Source organism: Vibrio sp. R15-SG3-ISO1B (assembly GCF_059833835.1).
In genome coordinates this window covers 25380-47702 of sequence record NZ_JCBDGG010000055.1, presented here as the reverse complement: position 1 = coordinate 47702, position 22323 = coordinate 25380, and the positions used below count along the sequence as shown (strand labels likewise).

The 22323-nt window shown below is 49.0% G+C and carries 18 protein-coding genes and 1 pseudogene; 7 read left to right on the top strand and 12 right to left on the bottom strand.

What is annotated here, in order from left to right; genetic code table 11:
* Positions 1–24: 24 nt before the first annotated feature.
* Positions 25–501 (bottom strand): hypothetical protein, encoded by a 477-nt coding sequence (locus AC6R0S_RS17540; protein ID WP_500638451.1) that lies wholly within the window; start codon positions 499–501, stop codon positions 25–27.
* Positions 502–510: 9 nt separating this feature from the next.
* Complete coding sequence (locus AC6R0S_RS17535) at positions 511–2547, bottom strand: site-specific integrase (RefSeq protein ID WP_500638450.1); 2037 nt, start codon at positions 2545–2547, stop codon at positions 511–513.
* 18 nt (positions 2548–2565) lie between these two features.
* On the opposite strand from AC6R0S_RS17535, the gene AC6R0S_RS17530 reads away from it, so the two are divergent.
* Positions 2566–3728 (top strand): IS3 family transposase gene (locus tag AC6R0S_RS17530; RefSeq protein ID WP_500638074.1). Its coding sequence is split into 2 segments (ribosomal slippage): positions 2566–2821 and positions 2821–3728, totalling 1164 coding nucleotides; the frame shifts between segments, so codons are not numbered across the junction.
* 3 nt (positions 3729–3731) lie between these two features.
* Here the strand turns inward: AC6R0S_RS17530 and AC6R0S_RS17525 are convergent.
* On the bottom strand, positions 3732–4505 hold the full coding sequence (locus AC6R0S_RS17525) for a hypothetical protein (protein ID WP_500638449.1): 774 nt from the start codon (positions 4503–4505) through the stop codon (positions 3732–3734).
* Between the two features lie 134 nt (positions 4506–4639).
* Between AC6R0S_RS17525 and AC6R0S_RS17520 the strand changes: the two are divergent.
* A pseudogene (locus AC6R0S_RS17520) lies at positions 4640–4810 on the top strand (autonomous glycyl radical cofactor GrcA); the annotation flags it as partial.
* 107 nt (positions 4811–4917) lie between these two features.
* Here AC6R0S_RS17520 and AC6R0S_RS17515 read toward each other — a convergent pair.
* The 4 genes from AC6R0S_RS17515 to AC6R0S_RS17500 form a co-directional block, all read right to left on the bottom strand.
* Positions 4918–5697, bottom strand: a complete 780-nt coding sequence (locus AC6R0S_RS17515; RefSeq protein WP_500633726.1) for a TSUP family transporter — start codon at positions 5695–5697, stop codon at positions 4918–4920.
* Positions 5698–5879: 182 nt separating this feature from the next.
* On the bottom strand, positions 5880–7193 hold the full coding sequence (gene aceA, locus AC6R0S_RS17510; RefSeq protein WP_487901723.1) for an isocitrate lyase: 1314 nt from the start codon (positions 7191–7193) through the stop codon (positions 5880–5882).
* A 170-nt stretch (positions 7194–7363) separates the two neighbouring features.
* On the bottom strand, positions 7364–9028 hold the full coding sequence (aceB, locus tag AC6R0S_RS17505) for a malate synthase A (protein WP_500638448.1): 1665 nt from the start codon (positions 9026–9028) through the stop codon (positions 7364–7366).
* Positions 9029–9667: 639 nt separating this feature from the next.
* Positions 9668–10573, bottom strand: a complete 906-nt coding sequence (locus AC6R0S_RS17500; RefSeq protein WP_334551412.1) for a hydrogen peroxide-inducible genes activator — start codon at positions 10571–10573, stop codon at positions 9668–9670.
* A 200-nt stretch (positions 10574–10773) separates the two neighbouring features.
* Here AC6R0S_RS17500 and AC6R0S_RS17495 point away from each other — a divergent pair, with 200 nt between their 5' ends.
* On the top strand, positions 10774–11385 hold the full coding sequence (locus tag AC6R0S_RS17495) for a peroxiredoxin C (protein WP_487901725.1): 612 nt from the start codon (positions 10774–10776) through the stop codon (positions 11383–11385).
* Positions 11386–11718: 333 nt separating this feature from the next.
* A complete protein-coding gene (gene dapD, locus AC6R0S_RS17490) occupies positions 11719–12750 on the top strand; it encodes a 2,3,4,5-tetrahydropyridine-2,6-dicarboxylate N-succinyltransferase (protein ID WP_334551414.1) in 1032 nt (343 codons plus the stop codon).
* Between the two features lie 101 nt (positions 12751–12851).
* Here the strand turns inward: dapD and AC6R0S_RS17485 are convergent, their stop codons facing one another.
* Complete coding sequence (locus AC6R0S_RS17485; RefSeq protein ID WP_500638447.1) at positions 12852–14036, bottom strand: NnrS family protein; 1185 nt, start codon at positions 14034–14036, stop codon at positions 12852–12854.
* Between the two features lie 236 nt (positions 14037–14272).
* Here AC6R0S_RS17485 and AC6R0S_RS17480 point away from each other — a divergent pair, with 236 nt between their 5' ends.
* The gene (locus tag AC6R0S_RS17480) at positions 14273–14830 is read left to right on the top strand and encodes a gamma-glutamylcyclotransferase family protein (RefSeq protein WP_500631540.1); all 558 of its coding nucleotides are present in this window, start codon (positions 14273–14275) and stop codon (positions 14828–14830) included.
* Between the two features lie 150 nt (positions 14831–14980).
* Complete coding sequence (locus AC6R0S_RS17475; protein ID WP_500631541.1) at positions 14981–15982, top strand: substrate-binding domain-containing protein; 1002 nt, start codon at positions 14981–14983, stop codon at positions 15980–15982.
* 59 nt (positions 15983–16041) lie between these two features.
* Here the strand turns inward: AC6R0S_RS17475 and galM are convergent, their stop codons facing one another.
* From galM to galE, 4 genes are all read right to left on the bottom strand, one after another.
* On the bottom strand, positions 16042–17103 hold the full coding sequence (gene galM, locus AC6R0S_RS17470) for a galactose-1-epimerase (RefSeq protein ID WP_500638446.1): 1062 nt from the start codon (positions 17101–17103) through the stop codon (positions 16042–16044).
* Between the two features lie 9 nt (positions 17104–17112).
* On the bottom strand, positions 17113–18273 hold the full coding sequence (gene galK, locus AC6R0S_RS17465; RefSeq protein WP_500638445.1) for a galactokinase: 1161 nt from the start codon (positions 18271–18273) through the stop codon (positions 17113–17115).
* A 73-nt stretch (positions 18274–18346) separates the two neighbouring features.
* Positions 18347–19399 (bottom strand): UDP-glucose--hexose-1-phosphate uridylyltransferase, encoded by a 1053-nt coding sequence (locus tag AC6R0S_RS17460; protein WP_500638444.1) that lies wholly within the window; start codon positions 19397–19399, stop codon positions 18347–18349.
* Between the two features lie 85 nt (positions 19400–19484).
* Positions 19485–20504 carry a UDP-glucose 4-epimerase GalE gene (gene galE / locus AC6R0S_RS17455; RefSeq protein ID WP_500633719.1) on the bottom strand — a complete coding sequence of 340 codons (1020 nt, stop codon included), beginning with the start codon at positions 20502–20504 and terminating at the stop codon, positions 19485–19487.
* 421 nt (positions 20505–20925) lie between these two features.
* On the opposite strand from galE, the gene AC6R0S_RS17450 reads away from it, so the two are divergent.
* Positions 20926–22260: an MATE family efflux transporter gene (locus AC6R0S_RS17450; RefSeq protein WP_334551423.1), complete on the top strand. Its 1335-nt coding sequence runs from the start codon at positions 20926–20928 to the stop codon at positions 22258–22260.
* Positions 22261–22323 lie beyond the last annotated feature (63 nt).

The following is a 22323-nucleotide window of genomic DNA, read 5'->3' as shown; positions in this document are numbered from 1 at the left end:
GGGGGAAAGCTCAATACTTACAAGTTACTTACGAGTCTTAGCATTGATATTTGTAACATTGTCTTTGTTGCTCATATCAATGGTCTTCATTGCTTCCTCTCTATCTGCTAGAGGAATTTTGAAGAATAGCGCCGTTATTGCTTGATGATGAGATGCTAACTTTTCCTCCCAAGAGTCGGCATCCCTTTTAATCTTCAAGTTCAAAGCTGCATTCTCTGCTTTTAGCTTTGTATTTTCCTTTTTGAGCTTATCTACTTTCGTCTGTAGTTCACTGACTTTATCCAGTTCGTTTCTGGCATTGTTGATGTCTACAATTCTCTTCTTGATATCAGGGTGATGACGAATAGCCCCTAGAGTTAGACCCGCCTCTATCTGTACATTTTTGTCATTCAGCCTCACGACCTTTTGTTTTTTCAGGTCTTGACTGGTGTATGTGCCAGACACAATCCTTTCAATTGCATCAAGCATAGCCTTATTTGAGCGTTCTTTACTACGTGCCATAACAGTCTCCTAGACGTTTGTCGCAGGAATAAGTTGAGCAACCCCTTGAGGTACAACAAAGATCTCGTGAGGGAAACCTAAATCCAACATTACTTTCTCAGCGGAGCGTATATCCATAACCAACTTGGCCGCTGAACTCCCGTTCAACTCATCTGATTCTTGCAAAACCAATAAATTACGCATGGCAGTCATGCGTAGTGACTCAGCCACAGTCGCATCTTCTAAGATGTCCCATGCGCAATCTGTACACTCTGATAAATCTATGGCTGCACGTACTGAACAAGAAATTTTTGTACAGTACATACCTTTTCCTATGGCATGTATATGAACTTTTCCAGCTTGAATCTGTTCCTTCCAATATTCAGCGGACAGCTTTCTGCCATTAACTCCCTCGCTAAAATAATTATTATTTTCAATCACCTCTTTGGATAAGCTCTTACCGTAGCCTCCTGCCAAACGCTCTTTGTTCGCCAATCTATTGTAAATACGAGCTAGAGTCCGAGATGAGCGGTTTGCACGTTCTTCAGAAAGTTCGCTATACAAAGTTTTAAATGAATGGGCATTCCTTGCGTACCAACGAGTCATTGCCTTAGAAATGTGCCCTAATTGTTGTTTGAGCTGTGGGAAGTCCATTAGCTCTAAACCAATTACGTAAAACGCAAAACTTCGACGACATTGGTGATTAGTATATGGGAATTGTTCACCAACACTTGGTAGGTTGCTGTGTGATGGTTCTGAAACTCTAAGAGCATCAACATCTTCAATGGTTAATGTTAATTTTCCTTTGTAAATGCGCTTTATGGTGTCATTAATAGTTTTACCCAATCCTGTTTTATCTATTGGTTTTGGGTTATATGGTTCAGACAAGGCGGCGAAGAATTTACTATTCGAACCTTTTACAAACATTTTTCTGTAGGGGCGGTGTATCGCATTAAGCACATGAAAAGACTTAAAGCCTGCAAGGTTAGTCACATAAACATCATCTGCTGTCTGTGAGTCTAAAGTCAACTTCTCTTGCTTAGTCGTAAAGCAATAGACTGTGCCAGCACCAATTTTGATGTGGTCTTGAGCACCATAAACTGGCGAAAGTTCAAATAGCTCACCAATTCTCATAGCGCTCAAAGCCATAGCCAAAAACGCGGCCTTAGAATTAAGGTTGCGGATATATTCTGCAAAATCAGCGCGGCTGGTAAATAACCTTTTACCGACCTTAACTTCAAAGCTGCTCCACACCTCTCCTGTCTGAGCACCATGAATACTGGTGACTTCACAGCTACTCCAGACAGAGAGCCATTGCGAGTTCTTGCCATTATCTACAATTGGGACGTTATGTTCACAAAAAGCGTCGGACAGTTTCTTTATTATCTCATCACTTAGAATTACACTTTCAAGCTCAAGCTCTCCATACCTAACTCTTCGTGCACATTCTTCATTAACTAGTTTGGAATGAAGGATGTACTTTCTAACAGCCTCCTCTAAACTTTTTCTGTCATCAAAGGCTTCCTCAATATCTGAGATCGCATCACGTAGCAAATCAAAGTAGATTTTGTAGGGAATTGTTAAGTGCTGATCAGTTTGTTGACTCACTTTGCTGAAATGGGATGGTTTGAGAGTTCTATTGATCTCTATATCAATTGGTAAGTGGTCTTGAACTTGAACCATTCTATTGATCGCAGATAGATTTTTATTACCTTTATCATCTACTTTCAAACCATGGTCAATCATCATAAGTATGGCTTCTTCATCTATTTGAGAGAAGCTAGATATGCCAACTTCACTTGCTATTAGTGCTATTTGCGTCAACTTTCCTACAGTATCAACAATGGAAGCATAACCGTACCTCCCCTGTTCGGTTAGCAGCTCCAGAGCAGCAAAACACTTAATCTCGTTACGGAGGTCTCTGGGAAGAATGTAGCCCTCAAACCCTTTTCTCGTAGAGTGGTTAAACAATAGTCTTTGATATTGATACCCTTGTCCAAGGGCGCTGATTTCCCAATGTAGTGGTCTAATGATCCCGGACATCACTTTAGGTGGTAAACTTGCCACCGTAACAAGAGGTGTTTAATGACTAGAAAGCGTCGCTCATTTACTGCTGAGTTTAAATTAGAGGCCGCGTGCCTAGTGCTGGATCAAGGCTATTCGGTTGCTGAAGCCAGTCGATCTTTGGATGTTGGGGAGACAGTACTCCGCCGCTGGGTCAGTCAACTTCAGGCCGAGCGTGATGGTAAAACTCCCAGCAGCAAGGCTTTGACGCCTGAGCAGCAGAAGATTCAAGAGCTTGAGGCCCGCATCAACCGGCTAGAACGAGAAAAAGCGATTCTAAAAAAGGCAACAGCTCTCTTGATGGCGGACGAGTTCGAACGTACGCACTGATAGACCAGTTAAGAGAGCAAGAGTCCACTGAACTGGTCTGCTCCGCTTTTGGTATTTCCACGTCCTGTTTCTATGAGTACAAGGCCCGAAAACGTAGTGTCGATCCTGAGCGACTAAAACTCCGAAGTGAGCTTCGTCGCCTATTCAAGGCGAGTCGTGGTTCTGCAGGGAGTCGTTCGCTAAAGTCAATGATGCAGGAGCTGGGATATCAGGTTGGTCGTTTCAAAGTGCGTAGCCTGATGAAAGAGGCAGGGTTGTTGTCTAAGCAACCTGGCTCTCATTCTTATAAATCAGCGCAGATGGAACGACCGGATATCCCGAATCGACTAGAAAGGGAGTTCGACGTTGTCAAACCTAATAAAGTCTGGTGCGGGGATATCACATATATCTGGGCTGGCAGTCGTTGGCACTACTTGGCTGCTGTTATCGACCTTCATACCCGGCGAGTCATAGGTTGGGCGATGTCAGAAAAGCCTGATGCAGACTTGGTTGTGAAAGCCCTAGATATGGCTTACCAGCAACGAGGATGCCCTCGTGGAGTCATGTTTCACTCAGACCAAGGCAGCCAATATGCGAGCCGGAAGTTCAGACAACGGCTATGGCGTTATCAGATAACACAGAGCATGAGTCGCCGTGGCAACTGTTGGGATAATGCGCCAATGGAGCGCTTGTTCCGTAGCTTAAAGACAGAATGGAGCCCATCAACAGGCTACATGACAGCTTGTGAAGCGAGGCGAGACGTGGGTCTGTTTTTGATGGATTACTACAACTGGCAGCGCCCGCACCAGCACAATGATGGGCTGCCGCCCGCTAAAGCCGAGAATCGGCCTAACAAAGTGTCCGGATTTAGTTGACCACTACACTCCATAATAGGCAAGCTCTATGACTAACCTATCTCTCACTGGAAACTCTACAGATTGAATATAACCCTCTAGTATGTCCAACGAGTCTCTTGTTAGCGGCTTAAGCTTTTTGAATTCCTCCACCTCGGCATTCTTAGGAAACTCCTTCATTAAGTGTGTGGTTTGAACCACGATCTCTTGATTTCTTCTAGTATGGGATAGCATGTCAACATGCTTCTTCGAGTTTCTAAATATGCGCTTATATGAAAAGATGAACGGCTTTACGTTATCAGTCCAAATGAATACCCCTTCCTTATGCATCCACTTGTAAAAATCGATGATGATTCGCATATACGTTTTGGCAGTAGACAAGGCTAATGTGGGCTTATATGGATCTTTATTTCGGTTTTTGATACATCGAATCAAAAACCTTCCAAAAAGGTGAGGGGAGCCATCTTCTGGTTCCGCATATACATCCTTGTAAGACCGATTGTTAAAATCAAGCCATCGACAATACATAAGAAGTGCTTTAGCGCTTGTATTAATGTTCTGTGTTTTGCGTGCACACACTGTTAAGTACAAGTTCATGGGATAGACCAGCCTCCCATCAGCACTTACAATTTGAGGAAGATCATTAACCTTGTTGGTTGACCTAGCAGGAGCGCATGGAGTGAACTCACCATCATCAGAGAGTTTTACTTTTAGCCTTGGGTACAAGTCACACGTCAGGCTGGTAATAAAGTAGTTGTATTGATTACCCCATCCAAAGAGATTGTCTTCACTTTCCATAGGCAGACCACTGCATTTGTTATTAACCGATACACCTAGCCTATACGGCAATGTATGCATATACAGTGATTTAAGTCATAATTTTCAAAGGTCAAAAAATTAAGGTTTCTAGTCATACTGGATAAACAAGGGTACACCTAAACGTCAACGTTCTTAAGCGTGAAACCCTTGAAGACGCCGTTGCTCACCCTGAGAAATACCCTCAGCTAACGATTCGTGTTTCTGGTTACGCAGTACGTTTTAACTCGCTGACGCCTGAACAGCAGCGCGACGTTATTGCTCGTACATTTACCGAGTCTTTGTAAGCTCGACACCATCATAAAAAAACGGCGCATCTCGCGCCGTTTTTTATTCTCTAATCGACTGTTTTTTTTTCTAATCTATTCACAGTGCTTTGATTGAATTCTGCGCTCTAAAACCAAGCCAAAATGGTACTCTGATGCTGTTCCCAGAGTAACTTCAGCGCCATCAACATCGACATAATAATGACCAGCGGGCGAATCCACTTCTGACCTTGCGCGATTACCACTTTCGCCCCCAATCTAGCGCCGAGAAAACCGCCGACCGCCATCACTAGCCCTAGCTCCCAAATCGGTAAACCTGCCAGAACAAATAGTAACAGCGCGGCGATGTTCGAAGTAAAGTTCAGGACTTTGGTTCTTGCCGTCGCATCCACTAAGGAGTAGTGGCCTAACGCGACAAAGCAAACCGTAAAAATCGAACCTGTCCCCGGCCCAAAAAAACCGTCGTAGAACCCCACGCCCCCACCGACCGAGAGTGCAAACATCGCTTCAGAGAGTCGAGGCTCGCCCGATTGCGCCTTGGTCTTTGGCATCAAAAGAAAATAGAGCGAGATCGCCACCAGCAGCAGCGGAATCAAACTGGTTAAGACGCCAGCATCAATGTATTGCACGACTTGGGCGCCAAGTGCAGCGCCGACAAAGGTGCAGAGAATCGCAAGGCGCATCGCTTTCAAATTAACAATGCCGCGCCGAACAAAATACCAAGTTGCGGAGAAACTCCCAAATGAGCTTTGTAGCTTATTGGTCGCCAACGCCTGTGCTGGCGTGATGCCTACGGCCAACAAAGCCGGAAGCGTAATAAGCCCGCCTCCCCCTGCCATCGCATCAATAAAGCCAGCGAATGCCGCGACAAAAAACAGCAGGGTGAAAATATCTAAGGTGAGTTCCATGACGATCAGTTGATAAGGGGTAAGATGCGCAGAGTACCACTGGTGACTTGATGATGGAAAACAAAAAAGAGCGACCGATGGCCGCTCAAAAGCATGTCAATACAAATGCCTAAACAGTTGAGTCATGGGGATAACAGCCTGCATTTTGTTATCCCACATAAGACTCATAAGGGTGGGGACTACTAGAATTGGTCTTCTTCGGTTGAGCCGGTTAATGCAGTCACTGATGATTGACCACCTTGGATGGTGTTGGTCATCTTATCAAAGTACCCGGTGCCCACTTCTTGTTGGTGCGCAACGAAGGTATAGCCTTTTTCTGCCGCTTGGAACTCAGGACGCTGCACTTTCTCCACGTAGTGGCGCATGCCTTCGCCTTTCGCATAGTCGTGCGCCAGTTCGAACATGTTGAACCACATGTTGTGGATACCCGCTAGAGTGATGAACTGGTACTTGTAGCCCATATCCGACAGTTCTTGTTGGAACTTGGCGATGGTCTCTGCATCCAAGTTTTTCTCCCAGTTAAATGATGGCGAGCAGTTGTACGCCAACAGTTGATCTGGGTACTCGGCATGAATCGCTTCAGCAAACTTACGCGCTTCTTCAAGACACGGCGTGGCGGTTTCACACCAGATGAGATCCGCATACGGAGCGTAAGCAAGACCACGCGCAATCGCTTGGTCGATGCCAGCGCGTACTCGGTAGAAGCCTTCTTGTGTACGTTCTCCAACAATAAAGTCCGCATCGTATGGGTCACAGTCAGAGGTCAACAAATCGGCGGCGTTCGCATCGGTACGGGCAATCACTAAGGTAGTCGTGCCCGAAACGTCGGCGGCCAGGCGCGCTGCCACTAATTTCTGCACCGCTTCTTGAGTCGGTACTAATACTTTACCGCCCATATGGCCACATTTTTTCACTGACGCTAGCTGGTCTTCAAAGTGCACACCCGCGGCGCCCGCATCGATCATCGACTTCATCAACTCATACGCGTTGAGTACACCACCAAAACCAGCTTCTGCGTCAGCAACGATAGGCAAGAAGTAATCAATGCCGCCTTCATCTTCGGGTGATTTACCGTTTGACCACTGGATCTGGTCAGCGCGACGGAACGAGTTATTGATGCGTTTCACCACTGAAGGGACAGAATCCACCGGGTAGAGCGATTGGTCTGGGTACATGGTAGACGCGGTGTTGTTGTCCGCTGCCACCTGCCAACCTGAGAGATAAATCGCTTCAATCCCAGCTTTGGCTTGTTGTACTGCTTGACCACCGGTCAGTGCACCCAAACAGTTCACGTAGCCTTTTTTGGCGCTGCCATTGACCAATGACCACAATTTATCTGCACCGCGCTGAGCGATGGTGTTAGCCGGCACCATAGAGCCGCGTAGTTCGACCACTTCTTCAGCCGTGTATGGACGTTTCACATGCTTCCAGCGTGGATTGGTTGCCCAGTCTTTTTCTAGAGCTTCGATCTGTTGGCGACGAGTTAAGTTTGTCATTGGTCTATCCCTCTTGTTTTGAGTGCTTGCCGGTAGGGGCGGCGCACGATCCTTTTGTTTCTTTTGTTAGATGGTGTGGCGGTACAACCTTACCCGCCATCTGCATTCACGTTATTGTTATTAATAAAACGATAGTTACCGGTAAACGATAGTTATGGGTAAATCCGTGGTTAATCTAAGTAGTCATAGCCTGGGATGGTGAGGAAATTCCCCAACTCATCACTGGTGGTCATCTTGGCCATCAAGTCAGCCGCCTCGGTAAAGCGCCCTGCTTGATAACGCGCTTCGCCCACTTCCTGTTTCACCACCTCGATCTCTTGAGCGAGATATTGTTCAAACAAGGCTTTGGTGACCACTTGACCGTTATCAAGAGTTTTGCCGTGCGCTATCCATTGCCAGATAGAGGCGCGAGAGATCTCAGCGGTCGCGGCATCTTCCATTAAGCCGTAGATGGGAACGCAGCCGTTGCCCGAGATCCACGCCTCGATGTATTGCAGCGCGACGCGAATATTGTGTCGCATCCCTTCTTCGGTGCGCTCGCCTTCACACGGGGCAAGTAGCTGCTCTGCCGTGATAGGCGCATCGTCTTCTCGTGTGACATCCAATTGATTTCGGCGCTCGCCAAGCACTTGGCTAAACACCGCCATTGCGGTATCCGCAAGACCTGGGTGAGCGACCCAAGTGCCATCGTGACCATTATTCGCCTCTAGCGATTTGTCGTTTTGAATTTTGTCTAGCACGCGCTGGTTTTGTACTGGATCTTTGGCTGGAATAAAGGCCGCCATTCCCCCCATCGCAAAGGCACCGCGTTTGTGACAAGTGCGCACTAACAAGCGTGAGTAGGCGTTCAAAAACGGCTTGTCCATCGTGACCACTTGGCGGTCTGGCAACACGCGATCTGGGTGCTTTTTCAATGTTTTGATGTAACTGAAGATGTAGTCCCAACGGCCACAGTTGAGGCCAACAATGTGCTCTTTGAGCGCAAAGAGGATCTCGTCCATTTCGAATACCGCAGGCAAGGTTTCAATCAAAACGGTAGCCTTAATGGTGCCCGTATCCAGACCAAAGTAATCTTCGGTGAAATGGAACACCTCACTCCACCACTGCGCTTCTTTGTGGGATTGCAACTTGGGAATGTAGAAGTAAGGGCCGCTGCCTTTTTTAAGAAGCGCTTGGTAGTTGTTGTAGAAGTAGAGCGCGAAATCAAACAGAGCTCCGGGGATAATTTGGCCGTTAAACGTCACGTGTTTCTCTTTTAAATGGAGACCACGTACACGACAAATCAACACCGCTGGATCGTCATTCAATTGGTAGTGCTTGCCATTGTCAGGGTTGGTGTAACTGATCTCCCCTCTTACCGCGTCGCGCAAGTTAATTTGTCCGTCCAACACTTTATCCCAAGCAGGTGACATAGAGTCTTCGAAGTCGGCCATGAACACTTTAACGTTGGCATTCAAAGCGTTAATGACCATTTTTCTGTCTGTCGGGCCGGTGATTTCTACTCGGCGATCTTGCAGATCGTCAGGAATCCCTAAGATCTTCCAACTGCCTTCACGGATGTCTTGCGTCTCAGGCAAAAAGTCTGGGAGTTGCCCACCATCGATGGCCGCTTGGCGTACTTCACGTGCCGCCAGCAGCTCATCCACACGCGGCGCAAACTGCTCACACAACAGAGATAATAGGGTTTGGGCTTCAACAGGGAAAATTGCCTGATGTTGTGGCGAAAGGGAGCCAGTAACCTCAAGCATGCCTTCTTGGGCGCTCATTTTATTGCGACGAGCTTGACCATTTGGGTCCTGTGATAGGGTGTCTCTGTCTGGTGTGTTTGCAAGCATAGTGATGTCCCTTATTTTTGCTCTCTTGTATGATTCACGTTTCTTAGCGAATGTTCATTTGTAACTATTAAACAACACTTTTGCATTCCGACTTGCTCAGTGTCGCTGCTGTTTTTATCCGCTTATTTTTTCTTGTCCGGCTCTACTTTCACTAACCTTCTCTGGGTTTGCAATCTAGACATAAGTCTTACTAGGCCTGCATTTAAGCTATACCAAACCTGGATAGAGTAAAAGACCTAAAGTAAACAAAACGTTAAATTCAAAGTTTTATCCCGATCGAGATAAAGGCCCTATTTCTGTGTCAAACTCGTAACAAATTACGTAATTTAATTACAGTAAAATTAGGCATGTGAACGCGTTTCAAACGAACGTTTGATTTTTTATAGAAAGGGGTAACGCCTGTCTCAGATGACTTTGAGCGCCCTAGAAGGACAAAGATTAAACAGCCCCTTTTGTTTGGGCTGTAAAATTGACAGTGTGAAATTTCACAATTTAATGAAAGCTTCATCAAAGTTTTGTTGTGAAATTTTACACGTCAAAGTTTACGAACAGAATAAAATGCTAACTTTACCCGAAAAAGCAGTGTGCATTTTAGCGAGAAATCGCAACAACAGAACGCAATAGCCTTACGACTATTTGCTAGAGCAGTTGTGAAACCACATCAGCTAGACGATGAAAAGTCGCCACACGTGACGAACTTGGGCGCCAAACCAGCCCGATATGACGATGGGCTTGCTGCCCAGGGGCATCCACCACCACCAAGTTTTGGTTGTCGATAAGACCGTGGTCGATGGCCATTTGTGGAATAAAAGTAGTACCGAGTCCATTCGCCACCATCTGCACTAACGTATGTAGACTGGTGGCAGAGAACGGATTGATCTTCTCTTTGTCGGTTAATTGACAGGCAGAGACAGCATGTTCGGTCAGGCAGTGCTCTCGTTCTAGTAAGAAGACCGATTCGTCGGGCAGATCTGCGTACTTAATCGGAGTGCGGATCGCGTCCGCTTGATGGCGGCTGATGATCATACGAAATGGATCGCTGCCCACAATTTTGCTTTCCATCTCACCAATGTCCACTGGCATGGCGAGAATCAGCACATCCAACTCTCCCTGACGCAGCGCGGCAAGCAAATTGGTCGTGGTATCTTCACGTAATAGAAGATGCAAGTTGGGAAAGCGTGTGTTGACCTCTTGCACCAAGTCACAGAGAAGAAAGGGCGCAATCGTCGGTATGCAGCCCACTTTTAACTGCCCATGCATCTCATCTTCTTGGCAAAGACGGCCAAGCTCGGCGAGATCTTGGCCACGAGCAAGCAATTCACGTGCATGCTTGACCACTTGCTCGCCAACATGGGTGAACACTAACGGGCTTTTTTTGTCTTTCTTTTCGTAGAGGGGGCAGCCAATCAGATCTTCTAAATTCTGAATGCCTTTACTTAGGGTTGATTGACTGACGAAGCATTTTTCAGCGGCATCGCTAAAATGACGGGTTTCATGCAGAGTCACCAAATAATGTAACTGCTTGAGGCTAGGCCACTTATTCATAGATTTATTGATAACTTCTAGCTAGGCATTGATCCAGTTAACCCTTTTGGCATTATCGCTTTTTTCGATTAACTTAATCTAATTAATTCATTTATTTCAATACTACAATTTGTACTACACTTTGTCTCGCAAAAACACGGACTAAGCAAAGGAGACCACTCCAATGCTTGGAACAAACCATACTTTTAGGAGCAATAAAAATGGTACTAGTAGGTCGTCAAGCCCCTGATTTTACTGCAGCAGCTGTTCTAGGTAACGGTGAAATCGTTGAAAACTTCAACTTTGCAGAGTTTACAAAAGGTAAGAAAGCGGTTGTTTTCTTCTACCCGCTAGACTTCACATTCGTTTGCCCATCTGAGCTGATCGCTTTTGATAACCGCTACGAAGATTTCAAAGCGAAAGGCGTTGAAGTGATCGGTGTTTCTATCGATTCTCAATTCTCTCACAACGCATGGCGTAACACTGCTATCGAAGATGGCGGTATCGGTCAGGTGAAATACCCACTGATTGCAGACGTGAAACACGAAATCTGTAAAGCGTACGACGTAGAGCACCCAGAAGCAGGTGTGGCTTTCCGTGGTTCGTTCCTAATCGATGAAGACGGTCTTGTTCGTCACCAAGTTGTGAACGATCTTCCTCTAGGTCGTAACATCGACGAAATGCTACGTATGGTAGACGCACTAAACTTCCACCAAACACACGGTGAAGTATGCCCAGCACAATGGGAAGAAGGTAAAGCAGGTATGGATGCATCACCAAAAGGTGTGGCAGCATTCCTATCTGAGCACTCTTCAGACCTAGGCAAAAAGTAATTTTGCCTCCGGCGTCCAAGCTCACTGGACGCTATGGTTGGACGATATAAAGCGACAACGCATAATGCGCAATAAGCGCAACGCCAATCAGTTTAGTAAAGTCTCAAAGCAAGCCCACACTTAGGTGTGGGCTTTTTTCATTCAGGATTAGCTTATATGGCTAAAGAAGCCATATATCTCTAAAGAGACTACATATCGCTAAAGAGACAAAAAATATCGACTTACGGACTTTATCGATCCTCGGTCTTTAAGTTCTGGGTCGCTCTCTTTATGATGAATTCAATTGATAGCGGCACCCCCGCTAATGCCTAATTTAGACAATGGAGATTCAACATGGCTTACTTCTCACTTGCGTTTGGTAGCGCGACTAAAAACCGTGACGGAAAAATCATCGAAGCGTTTTTTCCAAACCCAGTGCTCAACCCAGCGGATGCGCTGGTTGACGCAGTAGCGACCGTGGCAGGTTACGAGCAAGGTAACCAGGCCATCGAAATCTCTGCGGCGCAAAGTGCAGAGCTTGCCATTGCCTTTGCTGCTCACGGTGATGTGGCGAACGCCTCGTTTGCAGAGAAAGCGGCACAGTCTGCCCAACCATTGGTCCTTGTGGTACTTGCGACAGATGACAAACCAGCATCCGTGGCGGAAGGTTTCCTCAAGCTACAGCTGATTTCTCACCGCCTAGTTAAGCCGCACGGCACGGTGCTGGATGGCATCTTTGGCCTACTGCACAACATCGCATGGACCAACGAAGGCCCAATCGATCTACCAGAATTGGCTGAGCGTCAAATGGATGCGCGCCTAGCAGGTCGTACTTTGACGGTCGATTGTGTCGACAAGTTCCCGAAAATGGTGGATTACGTTGTGCCTGCGGGCGTTCGTATTGCAGACACCTCACGCGTTCGTCTTGGCGCACACGTCGGTGAAGGCACCACCGTGATGCACGAAGGCTTTATTAACTTCAACGCCGGTACCACAGGTGTGAGCATGGTAGAAGGCCGTATCTCTGCGGGTGTGGTTGTGGGTGACGGTTCGGATATCGGTGGCGGTGCGTCTATCATGGGTACCCTATCAGGCGGCGGTACTGTCGTGGTCTCGATTGGTGAGAACTCGCTACTTGGCGCGAACGCGGGTCTTGGTTTCCCACTGGGTGATCGTTGTACGGTTGAGTCTGGTCTTTACGTGACGGCGGGTTCTAAAGTGCGCATGCTCGATTCACAAGGTAACGAAGTCGAAGTGGTGAAAGCTCGTGACCTCGCAGGCGTTTCGGATCTGCTGTTCCGCCGCAACTCGGTGACCGGTCAAATCGAGTGCCTTGCCAACAAAACTGCGGTAGAGCTTAACTCAGAACTGCACAGCAACAACTAATGATGCACTAGGTCATCAACGACAATGAAGGGTTGGCACCATGCCAACCCTTTTTCTATTCGTCTCTTCTGTTTATTCTCACACTCTTTGTATGAATGCGCTCAACCGGGGTGACCATCGACTCTTGGTTTGAGTAACATCGGCACAAACTTCACCACATAAAGCCCAAAGGCGAATACCCATAACCCGGCGCTGAGGTTAACCCAACCGATCATATGCTCCGGCCATATCACGACCAGCACCGCACGCACTAACGCCGCGCACAACAGCGCAGAAAAAGCCCAGCACATATTGGGCCCTTGATAAATCGAGCGACCGGTATGCCCCATGGCAACGCGTGCAATCATTGCCAGAATGACGCCGCCAAGCGCGCCAATGGCAAACAAATGCAGCAGCGTATGGGTGGCAAAAGGGTCGTCCATTGCGGCGCGCAGTAACAAGCTCAGCGGTATGCACGCGTAGCCAGCATGCAGCGACCACACCAAGGGCTCACTAAACGTGCGCCAAGGTCGCCAGCGGTATAACCGAATCGACTGCGCAGCTCCGGCCAACCCCATCAGCGGCGCACCAACTTGCGCCATAGTTAAAGGGAAGAAGCTCAATATGAACAGGGCTATGAGTGGCCCATTGGCACACCACTCTAGCCACACTAGACGTTCACTTTGCGTAAACTCAAAACGCCGCGCCGTAAAGAAAGGGATCACTCTGCCGCCCATGACCGATAACAGCAAGGTGAACCACCACAGCATCGCCTGCCAGACGCTACTTGACGCAAATGGCGCAACGCCTTTGACTGCGGCATAACTTGCAAAGTTCGCCACCAGCGCCAACACGATAAGCGGCACAAAGAACAAGTTTCGCCACCCTTTCGCTTTGACCACTCGCCTTCCGACCTCATAGGCCAATAGCAGCAAAAATAGCGCTTCAATAGTGGCAGTGAACCACAGAGGCACAGGCGCCCAAAACAGGCCACGCGGCACAAGCCAAAGTAGGCTCAGTAGCATCAAGCAGGGGCCTTTTGTACCTTGGATTCCCGTCCAGTTTTGCACCGCGGTGAGCAGAAAACCGGCCACAATCGCCATTGCAAAGCCAAACACCATTTCATGCACATGCCACCACAAAGCTGGCACTTGCAGAGCTTCTGGCTGGCCAGTCTGAAACATCCACACCCAGCCAACGATTGCCACGATGGCGTAGACGCTGCCGAGTAGAAAAAATGGACGAAACCCTAAGCGCCAAATGGGCGTAATGCGCTCTTCCTGCTGTTTATCTGTAATCGTAATCAAGCCTAAATCTCCACACGCGGCCCTATCAGTAAGACTCCACTAACAGCAATAATTAGACCATTTAATCAATCTAATAGAATCAATAAGATAAACGTAATTAGCTCAATCATTGATGTCTAAATGACACATGTGACGATGTCTTAGTTACATCAAATCGAACTGGACATGCGCAACATTGATGCTTTTCATTTGTATGCGAGCAAGGTAGCTTAAAAGAAAAAACAGAGGAGAAAGTCATGGCGCACTACATTTTCGGTTACGGCAGTTTGATGAATTCCGCCTCACGCCAACTCACAGGCAAAACCGCTCCAGCTATTCCCAGTGTCGTGCACGGGTTTAAACGCTATTGGGGAAAAGTGGACGACAGTTACACCCTCTCCCCCTTGGTGGTTGATCGAGGGGAAGGCTTAGTGAATGGCGTTTTGCTCGCCATCTCACCGGGCGAGATAAGCGAATTTGATCGCCGTGAGCGCGGCTATCATCGCGTGGCGATCCACCACGCCAATATTGAAACGACGCAACCGCTTACTCGCGAAGACAGCGTTTGGGTCTACATAAAAGACGCGCCCGCCCCCCCTTGCTCACTGATGCCCATCATGCAAACCTACGTCGATACCGTGTTGGCTGGTTGTTTGGAGATCTCCGAGAACTTTGCCGAGCAGTTTATCCACTCAACGTTTGGCTGGCATCATCCACTGGAAAATGATCGCCACCAGCCGAAGTATGGCAACCTAGCGGGCGTCACCCAAGCGCACCATCCGCATATCGATGCGTTGGTGGCTATCGTCAGGTGAAATAAGCGCGATATTTTGAAACGTTTACACCTAGCCTAAAAGCAGTAAAAACAAGCGCTAGGGCTCGTATTTGCATCGTTAAAACCGCGCAATGATTGCGTCATTTTCACAATGGGTGTTTAATGAACGCATCAGAAAACGAGGTTCAAGATGGCAACAATCAAAGACGTCGCAAAAGAAGCCGGTGTGTCGGTCGCCACGGTATCACGCGTCATTAATAAATCCCCCAAAGCAAGCAAGTCCTCCATCGCGGCCGTCACGCAAGCAATGAGCAAACTGGGCTATCGCCCAAACGCGGCAGCCAGAGCCTTAGTGAGCCAAAGCACCAATACGGTCGGCGTTTTGGTGGGGGATGTCTCTGATCCGTTTTTCGGTACGTTAGTCAAAGCGGTCGACAACGTTGCTCATGAGCATGGCAAGCATATCTTGGTCGGCAACGGCTACCACAGCTTAGAGGATGAGCGCCGAGCCATTGAGCTTTTGATCAATAACCGCTGCGATGCGTTAGTCATCCACTCAAAAGCCTTATCTGATGAAGAGCTTCAGGGCTATGCCAAAGAAGTGAAAGGCATGGTGATCATCAATCGTCATATCCCTGCGCTCGCAGAACGTTGCATCTCTTTGGATAACCACAAAGGCGCCTACCTCGCAACGGAATACCTGATTCGTAACGGCCACAAACACATCGCCTGCATCGCCTCCTCGCATCAAATTGAAGACTCGGGCCAACGTATTGAAGGGTATTTAGCGGCGCTCAAAGACCATAAGATCGATCTGTCCAAGGCGTATATTGAGTACGGTGAGCCCAATAGTGATGGCGGTGAAATCGCAATGACCAACCTACTCACCAAGTCGTTGACCATCACTGGCGTCGTCGCTTACAACGATTACATGGCGGCGGGCGCATTGTCGGTACTCGATGAAAATGGCATTGCTGTGCCGCAGCAGGTTTCGATGATGGGGTTCGATGATGGCTTGATTGCTCGCTATGTTCATCCAAGGCTGACGACAGTGCGTTACCCCATTCAGATGATGGCCGAGAAGGCCGCAAGGCTCGCCCTTGCACTCGCCAAAGGTGAACCGGAAGAGAGCGACACCATCATTTTTTCGCCCACGGTGGTGCGCAGAAATTCCGTAGAGCGGCTGTCATAAGCAGCACCTTGTCCGCGAGATAAACCTTATGAGACCGCCCTCCATTGAGGGCGGTTGTATTAATGACACATAAACTGATAAATGGTCTGCTGACGATACTGCTCTTTCGGCTTTAACAAGCAACTTGGTTGCGGCCACTCTGGGTGGTTGGGCGAGTCAGGCAAAAACTGAGTTTCCAGCGCAATGCCCGCATAATCTTGATATTCGCCTCCTTCTCGTCTTGGCGCGCCGCCTAACCAGTTGCCAGTATAAAGTTGAATCGCTGGCTGCGTGGTGATGACACTGACGCTGACGCGCTCATCTTGACTTGTTAAGGTTGCGATCGGCGCCTTCACCTCTCGTTCTGGCGCGAGAAAGAAGCTGTGATCGTAACCTTTGGCTTGTTGCTGCTGCGTGTCAGCCAATAGGTCTACCGCAACCGATTTTGGTTGGCGAAAATCGAAACTGGTGCCTTCGACGCTCACCAGATCACCCAAAGGAATCCCGACCTCGGTGGTAGGTAGGTAGTAGTCAGCTTCAATAGAGAGGGTATGCGCGCGCGCATCCAGCCCGCTAGTGGTGCCATTGAGATTGAAGTAACCGTGATTGGTGAGATTGATTGGCGTGGTTTTATCACTGGTCGCCAAATAGTCAATGTGCAGCGCATTGTCGTCGCTGAGCAGATAACGCACCGAAACAGTGACATTGCCGGGAAAGCCTTGATCGCCATCTTTCGAGTGCAACGCAAACAAAACGTGCTGTTCGCTGCGCTCAACGATCTGCCAGCGTCGCTTATCAAACCCTTCGGCGCCGCCATGCAGACAATTACCCGCTTGATTGGTCGACACTTGATAGGACTCACCCTCTATCTGAAAAAAACCATTGGCGATACGGTTCGCATAACGTCCAACGGTTACCCCCAAGTAACCTTGTTGGTGCTGGAAGTCTTCCATGGCCCCTACACCAAGTAACACTTCACGTTGCTCCCCGCTCGCCAAAGGCAAACGACAACTGAGCCAAGTGGCTCCGATGTCCATCAGCACAACGCGAGTCCCCACTGCGTTGTTCAATTCGACCAACTGCGCTGCCTCACCATCATAGGCTGGCTGCGCCGTCATGGTCTCAAATAGAGCATGAGTCATGGGTTTTCCTTATTCCGCTGTAACCAGGCCAGAGCCTTGCTTGGCTTGGCAAACATAGATCGACGCTTTGAGCCCCGTTTGCGCTTCGTATTGCGCCTCAACGACGGCGCGAACATCTCCCACCAGCGCGGGCGGAACAAGCGCTACAATACAGCCACCAAAACCACCGCCGGTCATCCGTACGCCGCCTTGGTCACCGATGACCTTTTTGACCATCTCGACTAACACATCGATCTCTTTGACGGTGATTTCAAAATCGTCACGCATCGAGGCGTGCGATTTGGCCATCAGCTCACCCATGCGTTTGATGTCATTGTTTCTCAGCGCTTGTGCCGCTTCTAAAGTGCGATCGTTTTCGGTAATGACGTGACGTGCGCGTTTGGCCACCATGGCATCAAGCTCGGATGCTTTGGAATTGAACTCCTCAATAGTGACATCGCGCAGCGCAGGCACACCAAAAATACGTGCGGCCTCTTCACACTGCTCGCGGCGAGTGTTGTATTCACTATCGACCAGCCCACGTTTTTTATTCGAGTTGATGATCACCACTGACATCTCTGCAGGCATCGATACTGATTGAGTCTCTAGCGTACGGCAATCTAGCAACATCGCATGATTCTCTTGCCCTTCAGCGGAGATCATTTGATCCATGATGCCGCAGTTACACCCCACAAACTCATTCTCCGCTTGCTGACCGTTGAGTGCGATTTCGGCTTGAGAAATATCAAGCTTGTACAACTCTTTAAACGTCTGACCAATGACCACTTCCAACGCGGCTGAAGAACTGAGACCCGCACCTTGAGGTACATTACCACTGACCGAAATGTCCGCGCCGTTGAAGGTGTACCCTCGCGCCAACAAACACTTGACCACACCGCGAATGTAGTTGGCCCACATTTTGTCTTGCGTAAAGGTGATGGCTTGGGTGATATCGAACTCATCCACGGCGTTGCCGTAATCAACCGACACCACGCGCACGAGGTTATCGTCACGCTTTGACGCCGCCACCACCGTTTGATAGTTAATCGCACAAGGGAGAACAAAGCCGTCGTTGTAGTCGGTGTGCTCACCAATCAAGTTGACGCGCCCCGGCGCTTGAATAATGTGCGATGGCGCATAGCCTAGCACCTTCTCGAACGAGCTCTTCACATTTTGGATCAGTTCAGACATAAGGTTCTTCTCTTAAAAAATAGCATTCGGTGGGTCAACGCCACGTGCGGCGTTCACGCGTAACAGACTCGGCTTAGGCCTCTTTGTAATGCACGTCACTGACGTCTCTTAGACGCTGCGCGGCTTGCTCTGCAGTTAAGTCACGCTGGCTTTCTGCCAGCATCTCATAGCCGACCATAAATTTTCTTACCGTGGCGCTGCGCAGCAACGGTGGGTAGAAGAGTGCGTGCAGTTGCCAGTGCTCAATGTCCGTTCCTTGTTCAAAAAATGGCGCGTAATGCCAGCCCATCGAATAAGGGAAGGAGCACTGGAATAAGTTGTCATAGCGACTGGTTAACTTTTTGATCGCCAGCGCGAGATCATCACGCTGAGCATCACTGAGTTCACTCATGCGGCGGATGTGCGCTTTGGGTAACAGCATGGTCTCAAACGGCCAAGCTGCCCAGTAAGGCACTACAGCGACCCAGTGCTCAGTATCGACCACAATGCGTGATCCGTCTTTCAACTCTGCTTGGACATAATCAACCAACAAATTGCGCCCGTGCTCTTCGCAGTAAGCTTTAAGGTGGCGCTCTTTGCGTTCGATTTCATTCGGCAGAAAGCTGTTGGCCCAGATTTGACCGTGTGGATGTGGCTGAGAGCAGCCCATGGTCTCGCCTTTGTTTTCAAACGCCTGAACCCAGAGGTACTCTTGGCCTAACTCTTCAATCTGTTCATTCCAAGTGTCAATCACCCCACGAATTTGAGCCACGGGTAATTCCGGCAAGGTTTTGCTGTGATCGGGAGAGAAGCAGATCACGCGGCTCAAGCCTCGCACACCTTGGGTTTTAAATAGCGGATTGTCAGATTCTGGTGCGTCAGGAGAATCAACCATCAGAGCGGCAAAGTCGTTATTGAACACGTAGGTGCCGCGGTAATCAGGATTCACATCGCCAGAGATACGAGTGTTGGTAGGACAAAGAAAACAGTGCGCATCGTAACGAGGCAATGCATCCTGCGCGGGCTTTTCATCCGCGCCACTCCAAGGGCGTTTTGCTCGATGAGGCGAGACTAATATCCACTGCCCAGTCAATGGGTTATAGCGACGATGTGGGTGATCCACAGGATTAAATTCAATATTCGACATCTTACTTACTCAACCTTAAACACAAAAACTCTTAACTGTTTGCTTAACCTTTGCCTAACTCATGCCCAGCTCGGCTCGCTGCGCGTTATGACGCGCCGTAACCTTGAGGGTTTGTGGACTGCCATTTCCATGTATCGGCCGTCATATCCGCGACGCTGCGGCTCGCTTTCCAACCCAGCTCTCGCTCTGCTTTCTCGGTGCTGGCAAAGCACTGGGCAATATCTCCTGGGCGTCTTGGGCACAGCTCATACGCAATCGGCTGACCGCAGGCTTGGCTAAAGGCATTGACCATCTCAAGCACACTGGAGCCTTGGCCGGTCCCCAAATTAAAAATGTGCAACCCAGCGCGCGCGCCTACCGATTTCAACGCTGCGATGTGCCCATCCGCTAAATCCATCACATGAATGTAGTCACGCACTCCGGTGCCATCGGGTGTTGGGTAGTCACTGCCAAAGACCGACAATTTCTCTCGCCGCCCCACCGCAACTTGAGCGATGAAAGGCATCAAATTATTTGGAATGCCTTGTGGGTCCTCTCCCATTGAGCCTGATGGATGGGCGCCGACCGGATTGAAATAGCGCAGCAAGGTAATGCTCCAATCGTTTTCCGCCGCAAAGAGATCCGATAAGCACTGCTCGACCATGTACTTACTGCGACCGTATGGGTTGGTCGTCGCGCCTGTCGGTGACTCTTCGGTGATCGGAACGCTAGCCGGGTCGCCATACACTGTCGCGGAAGAGCTAAACACTAAGCTTTTCACGCCCGCTTTACGCATGCAGCGCGCCAACACCAAGGAGCCATTCACGTTGTTGTCATAGTATTCGAGTGGCTTGGCTACCGACTCCCCGACCGCTTTCAATCCGGCAAAATGAATCACGGCGGCAATGTCATGCTGAGCAAAAACACCATCGAGAAACGCCTCATCGCGCACATCACCTTGATGAAAAATCGGCTTCACCTTGGTGAGTGCTTCAATACGGTTCAACACTTCTTGATTGGCATTGCAGAGGTTGTCGATAATCACAGGCTCCATGCCTGCTTCGATCATCTGTACACATGTATGGCTACCGATGTAACCCATTCCACCCGTTACTAATACTTTCACTGTTTGCCTCGCTCTGGTTCGCAATCGCTCAGAAATGACTCTGCTTGCTCAAAAGTCTAGCAATCATTTGCGCCTAGTTTCCGTGATCAATTTCTCATTGTGTAAACGTTTCCACAAATTGCTCACCAATAATGGATTTGACTGCTATCCGACCCTTTTCTTTAGCCCATCAGAAAGAGGGCAGCAGGCTAAGGAAGCCAAAGCCATCAATATCTCTATCAAGGTCACAATCCCTGGCTAAACTTTGTGAAACGTTTTCACAGAAGCGAAAAATTATGGACATTTTCTCATCAAGTAAGAATCATAACGAAGAAACTGATTTGCATATCCAGCCCAGCACCGGACAATTTGCGACTTTGCCTTTGCCAGCCCTACCGCACCCTGCAAACTCGCCACCGGGGCACCACAGTTAGGACCACCCATGCCAAATACGATAGATAAACGCATGAAGATCGTCGCACTCACTTGGCCGCTATTTGTCGAGATCTTGCTGCGAACAGCGCTCAATACCAGCGATGTCTTCATGCTCAGTGGTTTCTCTGATAAAGCCGTTTCGGCGGTAGGCGTCATCTCTCAACTGTCGTTCTTTTTGATCATCGTCTCGTCGATGGTCAGCAGCGGCACGGGTATTTTGATTGCGCAATACAATGGTTCAGGCCGTGTACAAGATTCCGCCCATGTTAGCGTCGCCAGTATTTTTCTTTCTGCCCTGGTCGGTATCTGCCTGAGTGGACTGTCTATCTGGGGCGCTTACGCGTTTCTGCCGCTCTATGGATTAGAAGCTCAGGTCGAACAATACGCCCAAGAGTACCTGCTGATCAGCGGCGCGATGACTTTTAACGTCACCCTCGGCATCGTGCTGACCACTATTTTGCGCAGTAACGGCTTTTCCCGCTCTCCGATGGTGGTCAACTTGGTGTGCGGCGTGCTCAATATCATCGGTAACTACATCGCCCTCTATCAGCCTTTTGGCTTGCCGGTCTATGGGGTGCAAGGGGTGGCAATTGCCACTGTCGTTAGTCAGGTGCTCAGCACCGTGATCCTCTGGGCGGCGGTTAAACGCTCTGGCATCGAGATACCTTTTGCCGAGTACCGAGCCATCCCTCGCGTTATCTACTCACGCATCATCAAAATTGGTGCCATGAATGCCGGAGAAGTGCTCTCTTACAACATGGCGCAAATCTGCATCACCTTTTTTATCGTCCAGATGGGTACTGCCTCATTGGCCGCCTTCACCTACGCACAGAACATCGCTCGCCTCTCCTTTGCTTTTGCGCTTGCCCTCGGGCAAGGCAGTCAGATTCAAGCGGGCTACTACATAGGCCGCGGTTGGATTGACTCGATTTTGTCTCTAGTGCAAAAGTATTTTGTGGTTGGCTTTTGCGTCTCGACGCTGTTGACGGTCATCGTCTACTTGCTGAGCGATCCCATCATCGCCCTCTTTACCACAGAGCCGGAGATCGCCGCCCTAACCGCGACCTTGATTGCCGGTTCGATCGTGCTCGAAGCGGGGCGCGTCTTTAACCTCATCTTTATCTCGGCGCTCAAAGCGGCTGGCGACATCAAGTTCCCGGTTAAAATGGGCATCATCAGTATGTGGGGGTTCGGTGTCGGCATGAGCTATGTATTTGGCGTCTACTGGGGCTATGGCGTGCTCGGTGCCTGGATGGCGATTGCACTCGACGAGTGGTTTCGCGGCATCATCATGGCAAGGCGCTGGCGCTCAAAAGTGTGGACACGCTACACCCTTCAGTGATCGACCATTTGTCATCAGTAACCAGACCGTCGTTAAACAACAGGGATAGCGCTCGCTATCCCT

Excerpts from the sequence above, each read along its gene's own strand:
- AC6R0S_RS17500 (WP_334551412.1), bottom strand. The coding sequence starts at position 10,573 with ATGAATAAGTGGCCTAGCCTCAAGCAGTTACATTATTTGGTGACTCTG.
- aceA (WP_487901723.1), bottom strand. The coding sequence starts at position 7,193 with ATGACAAACTTAACTCGTCGCCAACAGATCGAAGCTCTAGAAAAAGAC.
- dapD (WP_334551414.1), top strand. The coding sequence starts at position 11,719 with ATGGCTTACTTCTCACTTGCGTTTGGTAGCGCGACTAAAAACCGTGAC.
- AC6R0S_RS17475 (WP_500631541.1), top strand. The coding sequence starts at position 14,981 with ATGGCAACAATCAAAGACGTCGCAAAAGAAGCCGGTGTGTCGGTCGCC.
- AC6R0S_RS17460 (WP_500638444.1), bottom strand. The coding sequence starts at position 19,399 with ATGTCGAATATTGAATTTAATCCTGTGGATCACCCACATCGTCGCTAT.
- AC6R0S_RS17480 (WP_500631540.1), top strand. The coding sequence starts at position 14,273 with ATGGCGCACTACATTTTCGGTTACGGCAGTTTGATGAATTCCGCCTCA.
- AC6R0S_RS17450 (WP_334551423.1), top strand. The coding sequence starts at position 20,926 with ATGCCAAATACGATAGATAAACGCATGAAGATCGTCGCACTCACTTGG.
- galM (WP_500638446.1), bottom strand. The coding sequence starts at position 17,103 with ATGACTCATGCTCTATTTGAGACCATGACGGCGCAGCCAGCCTATGAT.
- galK (WP_500638445.1), bottom strand. The coding sequence starts at position 18,273 with ATGTCTGAACTGATCCAAAATGTGAAGAGCTCGTTCGAGAAGGTGCTA.
- AC6R0S_RS17495 (WP_487901725.1), top strand. The coding sequence starts at position 10,774 with ATGGTACTAGTAGGTCGTCAAGCCCCTGATTTTACTGCAGCAGCTGTT.
- AC6R0S_RS17540 (WP_500638451.1), bottom strand. The coding sequence starts at position 501 with ATGGCACGTAGTAAAGAACGCTCAAATAAGGCTATGCTTGATGCAATT.
- AC6R0S_RS17515 (WP_500633726.1), bottom strand. The coding sequence starts at position 5,697 with ATGGAACTCACCTTAGATATTTTCACCCTGCTGTTTTTTGTCGCGGCA.
- AC6R0S_RS17525 (WP_500638449.1), bottom strand. The coding sequence starts at position 4,505 with ATGGAAAGTGAAGACAATCTCTTTGGATGGGGTAATCAATACAACTAC.
- aceB (WP_500638448.1), bottom strand. The coding sequence starts at position 9,028 with ATGCTTGCAAACACACCAGACAGAGACACCCTATCACAGGACCCAAAT.